We start from the raw sequence: 16,416 nt of genomic DNA on the forward strand, positions 1-16,416 counted from the left end.
ATGTGCTGTTCCGGCAGCGGCGCCGAGCAGCAGAAACAGGAGGACGGCCCAGGGCGTCATTGCCGCCCGATCCACTTCCAGGCCGACCAGCAGCCCAGGCTCACGCCCAGGATCAGCAGCGGCGCGGTCCAGAAGATGCCGCTGGACAGCCGATGGTCGAGCCAGCGCCCGATCGCGAGCGCGATCAGCGCCGGCACGACGACCTGCCAGCCAAGCACACCAATCTGGCCGAAATTGCGCGCAAAAGAGGGCAATCCCCGCGCCCTGCGTCGACGTTCGGCGCGCTGTTTGACGGCGTCCACGAGCCGTTCCTGCTCGGGTGGCAGATCCTCGGTCATAGACCGATCTCCGCCGGCCCGCCCTGCAGCGCCTCGACCATGCGCCGGATCGCGCGCATGCGCAGCCGCGTCGCAGCGGTGCGGCCGCTGCGTTCGGCGTCGCCGCGCTCCCGGTAACCCCTAAGCACTACCGTCTCGAGTTCGTCGAGATCGTCGCCGACATGCGCCTCGCGCGTCGCGATCTCGACCTCCTTGCCGCCACTCACCGTCAGAATGCCGTTGCGCACCGCGCAGTAGCCGGCGCGACCTTCCATGTCGCGCCAGGAGACGACCGAGATGTCGAGCGCGGTCAGGAAATCGGCGTGGCCGTTCAGGATGCCAAAGCTCCCCGTGGCATCCTCCGCGCGGATCGCAGCGACCTCTCGGTCGACCATGATCGCGGTGGGATCAGTGATGCGCAGCCTCATGGCCTGGGCCCCACCTTGCCGCGTGCCTCTTCCAGGTCTCCGACCATATAGAAGGCGCTTTCGGGCCAATCGTCGGTCTCGCCGGCGAGGATGGCGCGCACGCCTTCGAGCGTGGCGTGAAGCGGCACGGATCGTCCGGGCTGGCCTGTAAACGCCTGCGTTACGACAAAAGGCTGCGTCAGGAAGCGCTGGAGCCGGCGGGCACGACCAACGATTAGCCGATCCTCCTGTCCCAGCTCCTCCATGCCGAGCAGCGCGATGATGTCCTGCAGCTCGCGATAATGGGCTATCGTCTCGCGGACTTTTTGGGCCAGCGCATAATGGTTCTCGCCCACGACCAGCGGATCGAGCAGGATCGAGGTTGACGCAAGCGGATCGATCGCCGGGTACATGCCCTCCGCGGCCATGCTGCGCGACAGGAGCACATTGCTGTCGAGATGCGCCGAGATCGCCGTCACGGCCGGATCGGTGAAATCATCGGCGGGCACATAGACCGCTTCAATCGCGGTCACCGATGCTCCCGCAACCGAGGCGATCCGCTCCTGGAGCGCCGCGACTTCGCTCGCAAGCGTCGGCTGATAGCCCACCCGCGACGGCATCCGGCCCAAGAGTCCCGAGACTTCGCTGCCCGCCTGGACGAAGCGGAAGACATTATCCATCAACAGCAGCACATTGCGCTTCTGCTCGTCGCGAAAATATTCGGCGATGGTAAGCGCGGTCAGACCGACCCGCCAGCGCGCGCCCGGCGGCTCATTCATCTGTCCGAAGACCAGCACGGTCTTCGCGATCACGCCGGACGTGCGCATGTCGGTGAGCAGTTCATGCCCTTCGCGCGAGCGCTCGCCGATACCCGCAAAGACAGACACGCCCTCGTAGCGCGCGACCATGGCGTTGATCAGTTCCATCACCAGCACGGTCTTGCCAACCCCGGCGCCGCCGAACATCGCCGCTTTGCCGCCCTGCGCGAGCGGCGCAAGCAGATCGATCACCTTGATCCCGGTCTCGAACATCGTCGTCGCTGTGCTCTGGACATCGAGTGGCGGCGGTTGGCGATGGATTGGGCGAAGCGGAACGTCCACGGGAAGCGCTGCCCCACCGTCGCCGAGGACGCCGGTGGCATCGAGCAGGCGGCCCAGGACCGCATCGCCGACCGGGACCATGATCGCCGCACCCGTGGCCTCGACGTGGACGCCGCGCGCGAGTCCGCTGGTGGTCTGGAGTGCGACCGCTCGGACGGTCCGCGCGTCGACATGGCTCTGCACCTCGGCGATGTGCATTCCCGTTGGGGTTGCGATGCGCAGCGCATCGTTGACTGGCGGGAGCGAGCCGGCGGCAAATTCCACGTCGAGCACGGGACCGCGGATCGCGCAGACGCGTCCGCTCGCCTTATCGATGTCGGTTGCCGCGCTGCTCATCTCAAGCTTCTCATAACGGGAGCTAAAGCGAGATCGGGCGCCATCGATATGCGGGACAATACGGATGCTCGTCTCTGCGCCGCGGCTTCGCCGGATCGCTCATGCAAACCGGTCTGGCGAAGTTTGATGCGTCCCGAATTCCAGGACGCCAATTCCGATGCTCTGTCCGGCTCACGCCTCGCCGGTGGCGCACCTGTCGCAGTCCTGCGACGGATCGCCGCCGCCCGTCAGCAGCACCGGCGCGAAACCACCACCGGCGGTGCGCATATTGGTGGTTTGGCCCTGATATAGTCGTGCAGCGGCAACAAGCGGCTCCCCATCATAGGTGTAGAGACGGACGTCGATCTTGCGCTTGACCATCTCTCCATCCAGCCGGATGGTCCGCTCGCTTGGCCGCACATAGGCTTGGGCGACGTAGTCGCTCTCCAGTATCTCGGCCCATACCGATTTCGTCAGCTTGTCGCCACGATACGCCGCTTTGCTTCCATAGCCTCCCGCTGGCTTGAAGAAGAATTGCCTGCGGCCGGCCCAAAGCCGCTTGGCGGAAGCCTCGTCGACCCGTTCGGTTGCCGGAATGCCGGTATCAAGCGTGTCGACTATTGCCTGGTCGAAACCCCATTCCCGCAGCAGCGCGGTGTCGGACAGCAGGGTGAGATTGCGCTTGTCCGCGAATTTCGCGTGGACATGGGGATTGGGCGTTACGACCACCGAGCCGTCAAGATATGCCGCTCGCAATGCCGAGTGCTCGGGTCGATCGAGCGAGAAATCGACGAGCCGGTTGTAGATGAGATCCACATTCCGGTCCCCATAGCGGAGAGTGCCGGACGCATAGTCGAATTCAGAAGGATCGGCGATGCAGACGCTATGGCCGGCCCGCTCCAGCATATGGCGGGTCAGCAGAAATTCGGGAAACAGATATTGCGATACGGGATCGTCATCGACGATGGCGATGGAGACCGGTTCGCCGCTGCCGCGTTGATAGCGCCATTCCTTCGAGAACATGGCCGCGACCACGGCCTCGAACGAATCTGCGCCAAGAAAATCTGTCGACTCGGAAGGGCAGCAGACTCGTTGTGCCCGCGCGAGCACGGCATTCAACATTGCTCCGCCAGCATTGGTATTTATTTCGATCAGGGCCGGGCCGCGCTCGCTCAGATGGAAGTCATAGCCCATGAAGACGCCGTGCGGACCAAAGTCCTGTCGAGCACTCGGGGGCGCCCAGTCCATGGTGGCGGCCAGATAATCCGGGTGGCGCGCGACCGTCTCGATCGCGGCGATGATGCGCCGCATCCCGGCGAGCTGGGATGCATTGATGAACACCGCCACGTCCGAAAACAGATGCGGGCGCGTTTCCAGAAATGACGCCCCCATCGCCAGATCGCCCGTCTCCAAGATGAGCGCGTCGCTCAAGGCGAGGCGATCCAAGGTCAGACACACGCATTCCAGACATCCGTTCTGCAGGCTTGAGATCCTGGTTTCCTCTAGGCTCGGCACGCTATCGCGTTCCCTGGAATAGCGACGGGACCCAGCGACATAGCCTGATCCTTCTTTGGCTCATGCAAATTTCATTTCACGTGAGCGACGACGACCTCGCCCGCCGCGTGATGACGCAAAAGGCCCGCTCACTGCGCGATCAGCCCCTGTTCTCGGGCGGCATCGTCATAAAGGAAGGCGGTGTTGGGATCAGGGTGGCCATAGCGATCAGAATCCGTTTCCCCCAGCCGGGTCAGCAGATCCCTGATCAGTGCGAGGCGTGCCTGATGCTTGTCGTCCCCGCGAACCACCGTCCAGGGTGCCGCGATGCTGTGCGTGCGGGCGAGCATTGCATCGCGCGCCTTGCTGTAGGCCTTCCAGCGCTTGTTCGCCTGGTCGTCGATCGGGCTGATCTTCCACTGTTTGAGCGGATCCTCGCGGCGGGCGGTCAGGCGCTTCTTCTGCTCCTCCCTCGAGATATCGAGATAATATTTTACCAACGTGACCCCGCAATGTTCGAGCAACTGCTCGAACATCGGCACGGTCGTCAGGAACTCCTCATATTCCTTATCGGTGCAAAACCCCATCACGCGCTCCACGCCGGCGCGATTGTACCAGCTCCGATTGAACAGGACGATCTCGCCGGCAGCCGGCAGATGAGGGACCCAGCGCTGGAAATACCAGGACCGGCGATCGTGATCCGATGGCGGCCCGAGTGCCACCACGCGGGTTTCGCGCGGGCTCAGATGTTCGACGACACGCTTTATCGTGCCGTCTTTGCCGGCTGCGTCGCGCCCCTCGACGATGACCAGCACCTTGCGGCCATCCTCGATGACGCCCCGCTGCAAGGCGGTCAGACCGATCTGAAGCGCGCGCAATTGCTCGGCGTAACGGGGCTCGTTCTTCGCCTTCTTCACCACCGGTCCCTTCTCCTGTCGGCAGTCAGGCACACCGCGGCAGAGCGCTGCGAGCGGCCGGGGGCGCACTCGTGCGCCCGTTTCAAAGAGCGGAGCCAACGGCAGGGGGGGCCACCGCGGAGGCCCGGCTCATGCCGCCCCGACTGATACCCGCCAGCCGGGTGCGCTTCAGCAGCAGGGCGTTGATCGCGACGAGTGCGGAGCTGCCCGACATAGCCAGCGCAGCGACCTCGGGGCTGAGCAGCACCGGATAGAGCACACCCGCCGCGAGTGGAAAGGCGATCACATTATAGCCGACCGCCCACCACAGATTCTGGTGCATCTTGCGAAGCGTGGCGCGTGAGAGCGCAATGGCACCGACAATATCATAGGGATCGCTCTTCATCAGGACGACATCGGCGCTTTCCATCGCGACGTCGGTGCCCGCCCCGATCGCAAAGCCTACGTCGGCCTGGGTAAGCGCTGGGGCATCGTTGACCCCGTCGCCGACCATGCCGACACGCTGGCCCTGGGCCTGCAGCTCCTTGACCTTCTCCGCCTTTTGTCCGGGAAGCACGTCGGCAAGGACGATGTCTATCCCAAGCTCATCGGCGATTCGCTTGGCCGTCCCGGCGTTGTCGCCGGTGATCATCGCGACCTTGACGCCGCGCTCCCGAAGCGCCGCGACGGTCGCTTTCGCGGTGGGCCGCGACGCATCCGCTATGGCGATCAACCCGAGAATCTCGCCGCCGCGCGCAACATGGACGACGGTGCGCCCCGCTCCTTTCAGGCGCTCGCCAGGTTCCTCTAGGGCTCCCAGCGCGACTTTTCTTTCATCCATGAGACGCCGGTTGCCAAGCAGCACGGTTGCGCCCTCGACCTGGGCGCTGGCGCCCTTCCCCTCTATATTGGCAAAATCGCGCGTCTCGGGAAGCGTGATACCGGATGCACCTTCGAGGACCGCCAGCGCAAGCGGGTGGTCGGAGTTGCGCTCGATCGCGCCGGCGATGCGAAGCACCTCGTCCCGGGTGATGCCTTCCGCTGTGACAACCTCGACAACGTTGGGCCGACCCATGGTGAGCGTCCCCGTTTTGTCGAACACGATGACGTCAAGCTTGGTCGCATCCTCAAGCGCGCTGGCGTTCTTGAACAGGATGCCATTCATCGCGCCGAGGCCGGTACCGACCATTATCGCCATTGGCGTGGCAAGGCCAAGGGCGTCCGGGCAGGCGATCACGAAGACGGTTATCGTCATTGTCAGCGCAAACAACAGGGTCGCACCCAGAATCCAGTACCAGACGGCGAACGTCCCGAGACCGATCAGAATTGCCGCGAGCACAAGCCACTGCGATGCCCGGTCTGCGAGCAGCTGTGCCGGCGCCTTCGAATTCTGTGCCTCCTGGACGAGCTTGACGATCTGGGCGAGCGCGGTGTCGGCGCCAACCTTGGTCGCGCGATAGCGGAAGCTGCCGCTGCGGTTGATCGTCGCGCCGATCACGGTGTCACCGAGCGCCTTCGACACCGGCATCGATTCACCGGTGAGCATCGACTCGTCGACCTCGGATTTGCCTTCGAGAATTTCGCCGTCGACGGGAATCTTGTTGCCCGGCCGTATCAGCACGACATCGCCGGCCAGTACCTCCGCGGTCGGCACTTCGACGTCCTTCCCGTCGCGCTGTACGGTCGCCATGGGCGGCGCCAGATCCATGAGCGCGCGGATTGCCTGGGACGCGCCCGCGCGAGCGCGCATCTCCAGCCAATGGCCGAGCAGGATGAAGATGAGCAGGACCGCGGAAGCCTCGTAGAATTGCTGGCCCTTGAACAGGAATGTCGACGCCACGCTGAACAGATAACCGGTGCCGACGCTCAACAGGACGAGCACCGCCATGTTCAGCACACCGTTCCGAAGCGCGCGGATCGCGGCGACCACGAAGGGCCAGACCGGATAAAGGATCGCGGCGCTGGCAAGCAGGAACAGGGTCAGGTCCAGACTAAGTCCGAACATCGGCTTCAGAAGGGGATGGTCCAGGCCCATTGGCGACAGCGCGAAGATCGGCAGGCCGAAAACAAGGCTGACGATAAACCTGTTGCGCATGTCGCGCGCCATCGCCGCCATGTCCTTGCCGTCGCCATGCCCCATCTCGTGCGCCATGGCGTCGTGTTCGGCCGTCACCGGCGTGCGATCGGAAGCAACCGATCTGGCGGCGATTCCATCGGAACGATGATCGGGAGGGTGCGTCGCGGCGGGTGACGCAGAGGACAGGGTTGTGCTTCCGATCACGCACACATGCCGCGGAACAAGTCGGCCACCGCAATGGAAGCCGCAATCCGCGATCTTCTCCTCTATTGCGGTTTCGCTGGTGCGCGATTCATCAAAGCTGACGGTGACGCTATCGGAGGCCGCGTTCGCGGAAACTTCCGTGACGCCGGCAACCCCCCGCAACTGCTTTTCGACCCCGAGATGGTCGAGTGTTCCGAATGCTCCACGCAGATCGAAGGTTATCGTCTTCAAGTCAGGTCTCCGATACCGAGGCAAATTGCCGCCGACGGGTCGGCAGCCATCGATGCGCCCGCCGCAAAGGCCCGTGCGCGTGTCGGCCAGTCATCCCGGCGAGACCTATTGCCGCCTGTCACCCATGAAGCGCAGCAGGAACAGGAACAGGTTGAGGAAATCGAGATAGAGCGTGAGCGCGCCCATCACGACCGCCTTGCCGCGAAACTCGGTACCGGCCACATCGAAGTAGACGCTCTTGATCTTTTGCGTGTCGAAGGCGGTCAGGCCCGCAAACAGAAGCACGCCGATCGCGCTGACGATGAGGTCCAAAGTGGACGACCGCAGGAACATGTTGACGACCATGGCGATGAGCAAACCGAAGACGCCCATGATCAGGAAGGTCCCGAACGCCGACAGGTTCCTCTTGGTTGAATAGCCCCACAGGCTCAAACCCCCGAAGGCGGCGGCCGTAACGAAGAATGTGCGTGCGACACTCACGCCGGTATAGGCGAGGAGGATGGTCGACAGCGATACGCCCATCAGGATCGCATAGGTCCAGAACAGTGCCTTGACCGTGCTTTCGGACAGCCGGTTGATACCGAAGCTTAGCGTGAAAACCAGGGCGAGCGGTGCGAAGACCGCTATCCATCCGAGCAGCGTCGGAGTGCCGCTCGCGGCGAAAAACACGGCGCGTATGGAGGCGCTGTTCGCAACCAACATCGCGACGATTCCCGTCAACAACAGACCGCTGGCCATGTAGTTGTAGACTGCGAGCATATATGTTCGCAGCCCCGCATCAAAGGCGACCGCGGGGATGGCCGGATTCCCGCCAGCAGTAAGCGGCGGTGCGGTCGGTTTCAGCGGATCTGCCATGGCCAGTGCTCCTTCTCGGTGTCGCGTTTCAAGTTTCAGTCATTTCGGCGAGGCGACCGGCAAGGACATGCAGCCGCGCCGGCCTGTGCTCCGCGTCCCGATGCCAGGCGGACGGCTGGACGGTTCCCCTGGGATTTGCGCCGGTCCGGCTGGCAGGGAATTCATCGCTGATCCGCTCCTGCGTCACGCTTCGCCCCGAGCAGGCGCGCGAGATGGGGCACGAACGGTGGAACGGTCTTTGCGTAGCGACGATAGGCATCGCCAAATTCGGCGAGAGCCTCACGCTCCTCGGTCCGAGCCAATCGCAAATACATGACGACGAGCACCGGAAACATCGCGAGCGTCAGGATCGTCGGCCACTGCAGCAGGAACCCGAACATCACCAGAATGAACCCGATATATTGCGGGTGCCGCACATAGGAATAGACCCCCTGGGTCGCGAGCTCGTGGACCTTCTGCGCGTCGTACAGCACCTTCCAACCGGTCGAGATCAAGATGAACCCGCCGCCGATCAGGATAAAGCTCATGACATGGAATGGCCCGGCATGCGGATTAGCCCGCCAGCCGAAGAGCATCTCGAGAAGATGCCCGGCATCGTGCGAGAACCAGTCGATATTGGGATAATGGCTCTGCAACCATCCGGACAGGACATAGAGAGTCAATGGAAAGCCGTACATTTCGACGAACAGCGCCACGAGGAAAGCGCTGAACGCGCTGAACGATCGCCAGTCCCGCGTCGTTCGCGGCTTGAAGAAACTGTACGCGAACAGGATGAAGACCGCCGCATTGACGACGACCAGACCCCACAGGCCATAGGCTTGCGCATGGCCCGTCACTGGCCCTGACCTTCCTGCGGCGAACGATCGGCCCCCGGCTGCGGCGTTCCATCGTGATGATGCCCATGTCCATGATGCATGAAGAGGTGCATCAGGGGACACGACAGCAGCAGCAGAAAGGGCAGCGCGCCAAGTACATGCGCGCGGTGCTCGGTGAACAGCAGCACGAAACCGAGCGCCAGAAAGCCCATCATGACGATGCCCGCGCGCGACGTCAGGAAGTTCTGTTTTCCAGTATGTGCCGGTCGTTGCCGTTCCATCATCGCGTTTCCTTGAATAAAGAGCTCATAAAAAGATCGCCCGCCGCTCGATTCCGCAGCGCCGTCCTAGGGACGCTGCCAGTGACCGAACCAGTTATAGAAGGCGGCGAAGATACCTCCCACTGCAGCGCCAAAGGCGATCGACCAGCACAACCCCGCCCCAAGCGCGACGAACGATCCCGGCGGGGCTGGCGTGAACATCGTCACGAACATGTGTGACCCGATCGGACCGAACAAAGTCGCCGCGAGCCAGCAAAGCACGAAGACAGTGGAAAGAGCGGCGGCACTGCTCGCGGCGCATCGTATCACACTGAGCTTGCTTGCATCGGTCATGATGGCTTCCTTTCCTCCCAAAATTGAGCCGGATCGAAGACAGCCTCTATACGTATTCCACCCAAGGCTTGGTCTCTCGACCCGCCCCTGGAGCCGCTACGGTGAATGACAGTCCAACCTTCATCCCCGCACTCGGGCGGTCTGGTTTGACCGGCGGCTATGACCGCGTGATCGCCGTCATGACCCGCGAGCGCCGGTGGCGCAGCGCATTGCTCGAGTTGATCGCGCCTGAGGCGGGCGATGTCATCGTCGACGTCGGCGCCGGCACAGGCTCGCAGCTGATCGCGATCAAGCAGGCTGTCCCTGCGGTACGCGTGATCGGGATCGATCCGGATCCTGCAACTCTCGCGCTGGCGCGGCACAAGGCACAATCGGCCGGCGTAGAAATCGAGTGGATTCGAGGTTTCGGCGACCAGGTCGACACCCTGGTCGGCGCCACTGCCAACAAGATCATGTCGAGCTTAGTGCTGCATCAATGCGACCTGCCGGTGAAATCGGCGATCCTTCGCGCGATGGCACGAACGCTTTGCCCGGGCGGCCTCGTGGCAATTGCCGATTACGGCCTTCAGCGCACCTTGTGGATGCGAACGCTGTTTCGCCAAGTGCAGGCGCTCGACGGCTGGGAGCGCACCGGGCTCAACGCAATGGGCATCCTGCCGGAGCTCATCGCAGACGCCGGTTTCGAGAATGTCGCCGAAGTTCGCGTCGTCCAGACGCCCACCGGCTCGATCTCGCTCTATAGCGGGCGCAAGCCGTTCTGACACGGACGGCAAGACGAGACCAACACCCATCACCGACGGCTTCAGAATCAGCGAAGCGCGGATGGCGTGCGATCAACCGTGGTGCGCAAAGACGCGGCGCCCTCCGGGGCCAAAGGCGATGACATCGTAAGGCTGGCCCTTCATCCCTGGCATCTCCATGCCCGGCGATCCCATCGGCATCCCCGCAACGGCGAGGCCGGTGACGCCCTTGGGATGCTGGGCAAGCACGCGCTTCATGTCGGAGATCGGAACATGGCCCTCAAACGTCATCCCGTCGATGGCGGCGGTATGACAGGAAGCCAGCTCCGCGGGCACGCCGGCACGACGGCTGAATTTCGCCCGGCCGGCATCGTCGACGATCTGCACCTGCCGGCCAAACTGCGCGCGCACCTGCGCCGCCCATTTCTCACAGCAACCGCAGCCAGGATCACGGTGAACTACAATCGGGGTCGCCGCCATCGCTGCGACGGGAAAGGCAAGTGCCAAGGCGGCGGCGAGTGTACGGACGCTGATCATGATAGCTCCTTCGATTTCATGTAGGCGCGCTGCCGACCGACAGCGATACTCCTGCGAGGCTATTTTCGGGCGAGGATCGCCTTCATCTGATCGATCTCCTGGCGCTGGGACCGGATGATCCCGTCGCACAACGCCTTCACTTCCGGATCGCTGAGCGACGCTTCCCGGCACATCAGGATCGCGCCCGAATGATGCGGGATCATCGACCGCAGGAACTGCGTGTCCCCAACAGTGGTCTGGGTGCGGATCAGCGCGAACGAGCCGAGGAATATCGCGATCGATCCCGCGAGCAGCGCGGCGTTGAGACCTTTGGAGGGAAACATGTGGCGCATGGCGACGATCATCAGCACCACCATCGGCGCGACCATCATCAGGGTCATGTAGAACATGTTCAGGTTATTGTAGAAGCTGCCCAGCCCGTCGATCATGACGAACATGACGAGATACATGACCGCGCCGCCGACGATCGTCTGCACAGCGAGGCTCGCATAAGCGTTTTTCATCATGGCTTCTCTCCTTCTTCGCTCGGGCGCCAAGGCAGCATCTCAGAACCAGGTCCGCAGGCCGACCACGAAGCTGGTGGCCTGGACGCTGTCGCCGTCCATCCGGGCGAAGTCAGCGGTCCGCCCCAGCCTTCGGTCATAGGAGATACCGATATAGGGCGCGAACTGCCGGTCGATCTCGTAGCGCAGCCGCAACCCGAATTCGGCATTCGAGATACCCGCGCCAATCCGGGTCTCCGGAACGTCCTGCGCGGACAGATTCAATTCAACACGGGGCTGCAGGATGAGGCGCTGCGTGATGCGCTGGTCATAATAGCCCTCGATCCTGCCGAGCAGTTCGCCCTTGTTGGAGAGAAAGACAGCCGCCTCGGTCTCGAACCAATAGGGTGCGAGCCCTTCGATGCTGACAGTGGCGTAGGCGCGCGATGGATTGGGTTTGAAATCGTAGCGGATGCCGGCTTGAAGGTTCCAATAGGGATCGATCGCCCGGCTGTAGAGCGCCTGGACCTCGGCGGTTTCCATGAACGATCCGCTGCGGCCGCCAAGGACACCTTCGCCCTCGCTCTTGAGCGTCAACCGATTGACGTCCCCGCCATACCAGGCCTCCCCGTCCCAGCGGTAGCCGTCCTGGCCCTTGCGAAACTGATACTCCGCGACGTTGAACATGATCTGGTAAAAGGGCAGTCCCCCTTGCTCGCGCATCATCTCCATGTGCGATCGCGCCATCTCGGCCGCGGGAAACTGCCTGTCGGCATAGCGGTCCGTCGGTGGCTTGGGCGCAGGCGCGTTGCCGGCGGGCAGCGCGGTGCCGGTCATTTGAATCCCGGGCATCGTGCTCATGTCATGGCCGGCATGCTCGTCTGACATATCCATGCCCGGCATCGCGGGACCGGGAGGCGTTTTGGCGCCATTCGACATGTCCATACCGGGCATGGCGCCATGGTCCATCGCCGGACCGGCATTCTTCTCGACGGGCGTGCTCTGCGGCGACGCCATCCCGGGCATGGCCGAATGATCCATGCCTTGCATGTCGGGGGCCATCGCCGGCTTCGCCGGTGCGGCCCGAGGCGGCGTCTTCCGGCGCACCGGCACCTTGGTCTTTTTCGCCGGCTTCTTTGCAGCAGTCTGCCCGGCGGGCATCTTCATGCCGGGCATGCTGGAATGGTCCATGCCCTGCATCGGACGATCCTGGGCCAGCGCCGGTGACGCAAGGAGGATCGCCGTGCCGGCACAAAGCAGCGCGAACGGGCGGATCATGCGGCCTCTCCCTTCGGACGGACGCTCACGACGCGCATCATGCCCGCATGCATGTGGTAGAGAAGGTGGCAGTGGAACGCCCAGTCGCCGACGGCGTCCGCGGTGAAGTCCCAGGTAACCTTGCCGCCGGGCTGGACGACGACGGTGTGCTTTCTGGGCGCATGATCGCCATGCCCGGTCACCAGCTCGAAGAAATGCCCATGGATGTGGATCGGATGCGCCATCATGCTGTCGTTGATCAGATTCAGGCGAACCCGCTCGCCCTCGATGAACGGAATGGGATCATGGACGTCCGACATCTTCTCCCCGTCGAACGACCACATGAAGCGCTCCATGTTGCCGGTCAGGTGGAGATCGAGGCTGCGGGACGGCGCGCGCACATCGGGATTGGGCGCCAGCGCGATGAGGTCCCTGTAGACAAGAACCTTGTGCCCGACATTCTCGAGCCCCTGGCCCGGCTCGCCGGTCCGGTCGACCGGCATTGGCGAGATCGTCTGAACGCCAGGGGTTCTCTTGACCTGCGGCGCGTTCGAAAAGTCGCGCATCTTCATCGAGCCCATGTCCATCGCAGGCGCGCTGCCCGGCGCGGCACCGGCCGAACCATGGTCCATTCCGGCCATCGCTCCGCCACCCGCCGCCATTCCCGGCATATTGGGATCCATGCCCGCCATCGCCGCGTGATCCATAGCCGGCATTGCGTCGCCATGGGCCATGCCGCTCATCGCCATGGCGGCGGCAGAGGCTGCGAGCTTCGCTGACGGGTTCTTCTCGGCGGTGGGATCGACGCCGCGCGGCGGGACCATGCCGCCTGCGGACATATCCATCCCTTCCATGCCCGGCATGGATGACATGTCCATGCCCATGTCCTTCATCGTGGCGAGCGGCCGTGCGCGCAACGGCGGGACATCGGCCGTCATTCCGGCGCGCGGTGCGAGGGTCGCTCGCGCCATACCCGACCGATCCGTGGCTTCGCCAACCACGGTATAGGCGCGGTCGTCGGCGGGCGTGACGATCACGTCATAGGTCTCCGCAACGCCGATCTGGAATTCGTCGACGGTCACCGGCCGGACATTCTGCCCGTCAGCCTGAACCACGGTGAGGGTAAGGCCGGGAATGCGAACATTGAAAATGGTCATCGCCGATGCATTGACGAAGCGCAGGCGCACCCGCTGGCCCGGCGTGAACAGCGCCGTCCAATTGTCGCGCGGCCCGTAGCCATTGACCAGATAGGTGTAGGCTGATCCCGTCGTGTCGGAGATATCGGCCGGGTCCATCCGCATCCGGCCCCAGTCCAGACGGTCCTTGAGCCGTTGATCGCTTCCTGCCAGGAGACCCGCCAGGGTCTGGCGCTGGAAATTGAAATGCCCCGGATTGACCTTCATCCGCCGGAAAATGGCCTCCGGCGAAATCGAACTGTGATCGGCGAGGACGATGACATGCTCCCGGTCGGATTGGACCGGATCGACGCCTGCGGGATCGATGACGATGGGTCCGTAATGGCCAAGCTGCTCCTGGAGACCCGAATGGCTATGGTACCAGTAGGTGCCGCTCTGGATGATCGGGAATTCATAGGTGAAGGCCGATTTCGGCCGAATGCCCGGAAAGGATACGCCCGGAACGCCATCGAATTGCGGCGGCACCAGAACACCGTGCCAGTGGATCGAGCTGTCTTCCTCCAGGTCGTTGGTGACGTGCAGCCGCACCGTCTGTCCTTCGCGCAGGCGGATCAGCGGAGCGGGAACCGTGCCGTTGATTCCGATCGCGCGGGTTTCGCGGCCATCGACGAGCATCGTCTGCCGCGCGATCGTGAGAGCGATGTCGTCGCCGGAGACGACCGGAAGCGGTTTGGCGATGCCGGCCGAGACGGGCTGGGCCCATGCCGGCATCCAGCTGGAAAGTGCCAGGCTGCCTCCGGCCAACGTAGCGCCGCGAATGAGGTCGCGGCGATTCAAGACCGGGCTCATGCAATCTTCCCTTGTTCGGCCGTCAGCCTCGCATTCGCTATCGGCCGACGAGCATTGCTCTCTATGTCTTCCTTACGCACGCCTGACCCCTACCCCTCATCTTCAGCCATAATTTCGGCGAGCCGATTTCGCGCACGGTACAATCTTGTTTCAACAGCTTTGGAACTGATCGACAATATCGCAGCCGTATCCGCCTGGCTCAGACCCTCGACCGTGCGCAGCAGCAGAACCTCCCGCAACGGCGCGGGCAATCCCTCGATCGCCGCCGTCAGCCGGCGCAACGATATGCGCGAAGAGACCGTCGCTTCCGGCGATGGAGCTTCGTCGGGAACATCGTGCGTTTCCTCTTCGGCATCATCGACCAGCCCGAAAATCTGCCGCACTCTGCGACGACGGCGCCAGTCGCGGCTCTTGTTGATCGCGATGCGCGAGAGCCAGGCGCGCAGGGGTCGCTGTCCATCAAATTTGCCGAGATGGTCGTAGGCGGACAGGAAGCTGTCCTGAGTCAGATCCAGCGCTTCCTCGACATTGCCGACCAGCCCGCGGATCAGTCGATAGACGGGGGCCTGGTGACGCTGCATGATTTCAGCGAAAGCGTCCTTGCGACCACCGAGGGTGAGCGCGGCGAGTTCGCCGTCAGAACACGCCTTGAGGTCCACCGCACCCGGATTCACCGAGTATCGTCGGTAAGCGCATGGACCACCGCCCGATCGAAGGTCTTGGCCTGGTCCGGCCTGAGAATCTGGCGCATCGCAAAAATATGCCCGAGCGTTTCCTTCTGGAGTTGCCCCATCGCCCGGTGAGATTGATCGACCGCCGCCTCGACCTGCGGCCCATTGCCATGTTCGAGCTCGATCGCAGCCGCCAACCGCGCATTGTCCGCGCGCAGCTCCAGTTCCAGCGCCTTGCGACGGACCGCGAAGCTTTGCTCAAGAATTTCGAGGTGCGCCCGCTGCGCATCGTCGAGATCGAGTTTGCGGTGCAGCACTTCGTGCAGCTCGACGCCAGCCACTGGCGGCCCAGGAAAAAGCTGCCGCCCCACGAACGCCCCGATCAAGGCGGCGGTAAAGGCCACCAGCGCCAGGAGAACAATCAACCGGGGCTTCACCGCGGGCCGACCAAGAGCGTCGACGGCGCGAGCGGATTAGCGGGACCGAAGGGCGACAGGGTGACTGATGCAACGGCCGGCGGCGGAAAGCCGGTGCTGACCACACCCAGCAGCACCGCGCCAAAGGCCGCCGCCATTCCCAGGCGAACTTGCGTAGCCACAGGAATCTGCGGGCGGGCCGCTATCCTGCTCAGCACAGCCTCCTCGAGCCCGGCCAGGCCGGGGTGCAGGGGCGCGGTGCGAAGTCGATCCAATAACGTGTCTAAATCTGTCGTCATCTCAATTTCCCAAATCCAGAGTACTCGGCTCTTCACCTGCCAACCACATGAGCGGTTGCTTGCCGAAAGCCCGGTCTGCGTGACTTACGGCATCGCCTTTTCCATATTGGGCATGTCCTTCATCATCGTATCATGGTCTTCCGGTGCGCTTGCCACCACGGCCTTATATTGCGCGGGCGTCATCCCGGGCAATTTGCGAACAAATGCGACCATGTCCCAGATCAACGTGTCGCTATGGGTTTTCCCCCAGGCCGGCATCGCGGTCAGCTTGACACCATGTTTGATGATCCAGAATTGCTCCTGCGCCGATCGGCGGCTCGCGCGGAACAGTTCGGGGGCCGCGGGATAGAGACCCTGGCTGATCTCGGACTTCTCCAGGCCCGGCCCAAGATGGCAGCCGCTGCACATCTCGGCGTAAAGCCCCGCCCCGCTCTGGACCCGCCTCACCGCCATCAGGTCTGCTGGAACACTGACATCTTTGGCGCGGGCGGCGATCGAACGATCGCGAAACTGCTCAATCATCCAGTAGATCGGCTTGCTATGGGGTGTGTCAGCCCCGATGTCGTAAACGCCGGCGTAGACGAAGCCGCCGGCCACCGCGCCGACGCCCAGTGCTGCCAGCACGACGAAGGCCGCGCTCGGCAAATGGCGCCGAAGTCTTCCCTGTCCTGTCTCAGTCATGGCGAGTTCTCCTGCGCGTGGCC

The 16,416-nt window shown here is 63.4% G+C and carries 19 protein-coding genes; 1 reads left to right on the forward strand and 18 read right to left on the reverse strand.

The annotated features are described in order from the left end of the window. Nucleotides 1-56: 56 nt before the first annotated feature. The 10 genes from H4W01_RS19355 to H4W01_RS19400 form a co-directional block, all read right to left on the reverse strand. Nucleotides 57-338: an AtpZ/AtpI family protein gene (locus H4W01_RS19355; RefSeq protein ID WP_119749661.1), complete on the reverse strand. Its 282-nt coding sequence runs from the start codon at nucleotides 336-338 to the stop codon at nucleotides 57-59. Beyond that, nucleotides 335-745, reverse strand: coding sequence for a F0F1 ATP synthase subunit epsilon (locus H4W01_RS19360; RefSeq protein WP_209612887.1), 411 nt, complete (start codon nucleotides 743-745; stop codon nucleotides 335-337). Before H4W01_RS19360 ends, H4W01_RS19355 begins: the two co-directional genes overlap by 4 nt. Next, nucleotides 742-2,160, reverse strand: a complete 1,419-nt coding sequence (atpD, locus tag H4W01_RS19365) for a F0F1 ATP synthase subunit beta (RefSeq protein ID WP_209612888.1) — start codon at nucleotides 2,158-2,160, stop codon at nucleotides 742-744. Before atpD ends, H4W01_RS19360 begins: the two co-directional genes overlap by 4 nt. A 171-nt stretch (nucleotides 2,161-2,331) precedes the next feature. Further along, a complete protein-coding gene (locus H4W01_RS19370; RefSeq protein ID WP_281822825.1) occupies nucleotides 2,332-3,570 on the reverse strand; it encodes a hypothetical protein in 1,239 nt (412 codons plus the stop codon). 212 nt (nucleotides 3,571-3,782) lie between these two features. After that, nucleotides 3,783-4,550 (reverse strand): polyphosphate kinase 2, encoded by a 768-nt coding sequence (gene ppk2, locus H4W01_RS19375; RefSeq protein ID WP_209612889.1) that lies wholly within the window; start codon nucleotides 4,548-4,550, stop codon nucleotides 3,783-3,785. An 82-nt stretch (nucleotides 4,551-4,632) separates the two neighbouring features. Continuing rightward, on the reverse strand, nucleotides 4,633-7,041 hold the full coding sequence (locus tag H4W01_RS19380) for a heavy metal translocating P-type ATPase (protein WP_209612890.1): 2,409 nt from the start codon (nucleotides 7,039-7,041) through the stop codon (nucleotides 4,633-4,635). A gap of 105 nt (nucleotides 7,042-7,146) precedes the next feature. Beyond that, on the reverse strand, nucleotides 7,147-7,896 hold the full coding sequence (locus H4W01_RS19385) for a Bax inhibitor-1/YccA family protein (RefSeq protein WP_209612891.1): 750 nt from the start codon (nucleotides 7,894-7,896) through the stop codon (nucleotides 7,147-7,149). Nucleotides 7,897-8,057: 161 nt separating this feature from the next. Then, a complete protein-coding gene (locus H4W01_RS19390; protein WP_209612892.1) occupies nucleotides 8,058-8,732 on the reverse strand; it encodes a methyltransferase family protein in 675 nt (224 codons plus the stop codon). Next, complete coding sequence (locus H4W01_RS19395; RefSeq protein WP_443024802.1) at nucleotides 8,729-8,995, reverse strand: DUF2933 domain-containing protein; 267 nt, start codon at nucleotides 8,993-8,995, stop codon at nucleotides 8,729-8,731. Before H4W01_RS19395 ends, H4W01_RS19390 begins: the two co-directional genes overlap by 4 nt. A gap of 63 nt (nucleotides 8,996-9,058) precedes the next feature. Then, entirely contained in the window at nucleotides 9,059-9,325 is a 267-nt protein-coding gene (locus tag H4W01_RS19400; protein ID WP_209612893.1) for a hypothetical protein, read from the reverse strand. A gap of 146 nt (nucleotides 9,326-9,471) precedes the next feature. On the opposite strand from H4W01_RS19400, the gene H4W01_RS19405 reads away from it, so the two are divergent. Beyond that, nucleotides 9,472-10,086: a class I SAM-dependent methyltransferase gene (locus H4W01_RS19405; RefSeq protein ID WP_334685367.1), complete on the forward strand. Its 615-nt coding sequence runs from the start codon at nucleotides 9,472-9,474 to the stop codon at nucleotides 10,084-10,086. A gap of 72 nt (nucleotides 10,087-10,158) precedes the next feature. On the opposite strand, the gene H4W01_RS19410 is transcribed toward H4W01_RS19405, so the two are convergent. From H4W01_RS19410 to H4W01_RS19445, 8 genes are all read right to left on the reverse strand, one after another. After that, on the reverse strand, nucleotides 10,159-10,602 hold the full coding sequence (locus H4W01_RS19410; protein WP_209612894.1) for a DUF411 domain-containing protein: 444 nt from the start codon (nucleotides 10,600-10,602) through the stop codon (nucleotides 10,159-10,161). A 59-nt stretch (nucleotides 10,603-10,661) separates the two neighbouring features. Then, complete coding sequence (locus H4W01_RS19415; RefSeq protein WP_209612895.1) at nucleotides 10,662-11,108, reverse strand: DUF305 domain-containing protein; 447 nt, start codon at nucleotides 11,106-11,108, stop codon at nucleotides 10,662-10,664. Nucleotides 11,109-11,147: 39 nt separating this feature from the next. Continuing rightward, the gene (locus H4W01_RS19420) at nucleotides 11,148-12,362 is read right to left on the reverse strand and encodes a copper resistance protein B (RefSeq protein WP_209612896.1); all 1,215 of its coding nucleotides are present in this window, start codon (nucleotides 12,360-12,362) and stop codon (nucleotides 11,148-11,150) included. Further along, on the reverse strand, nucleotides 12,359-14,326 hold the full coding sequence (locus tag H4W01_RS19425; RefSeq protein ID WP_209612897.1) for a copper resistance system multicopper oxidase: 1,968 nt from the start codon (nucleotides 14,324-14,326) through the stop codon (nucleotides 12,359-12,361). The genes H4W01_RS19420 and H4W01_RS19425 overlap by 4 nt, the downstream gene beginning before the upstream one ends. A gap of 89 nt (nucleotides 14,327-14,415) precedes the next feature. Beyond that, the gene (locus H4W01_RS19430) at nucleotides 14,416-14,985 is read right to left on the reverse strand and encodes an RNA polymerase sigma factor (RefSeq protein WP_334685368.1); all 570 of its coding nucleotides are present in this window, start codon (nucleotides 14,983-14,985) and stop codon (nucleotides 14,416-14,418) included. Nucleotides 14,986-14,996: 11 nt separating this feature from the next. Continuing rightward, nucleotides 14,997-15,434 carry a periplasmic heavy metal sensor gene (locus tag H4W01_RS19435; RefSeq protein ID WP_209612898.1) on the reverse strand — a complete coding sequence of 146 codons (438 nt, stop codon included), beginning with the start codon at nucleotides 15,432-15,434 and terminating at the stop codon, nucleotides 14,997-14,999. After that, on the reverse strand, nucleotides 15,431-15,712 hold the full coding sequence (locus H4W01_RS19440) for a hypothetical protein (protein WP_209612899.1): 282 nt from the start codon (nucleotides 15,710-15,712) through the stop codon (nucleotides 15,431-15,433). Before H4W01_RS19440 ends, H4W01_RS19435 begins: the two co-directional genes overlap by 4 nt. 84 nt (nucleotides 15,713-15,796) lie before the next feature. Next, complete coding sequence (locus tag H4W01_RS19445; protein ID WP_209612900.1) at nucleotides 15,797-16,393, reverse strand: c-type cytochrome; 597 nt, start codon at nucleotides 16,391-16,393, stop codon at nucleotides 15,797-15,799. Between the last annotated feature and the right edge of the window lie 23 nt (nucleotides 16,394-16,416).

Origin of the sequence: Sphingomonas sp. PL20, assembly GCF_017875905.1 — a bacterium.
GTDB lineage: Bacteria > Pseudomonadota > Alphaproteobacteria > Sphingomonadales > Sphingomonadaceae > Sphingomonas > Sphingomonas echinoides.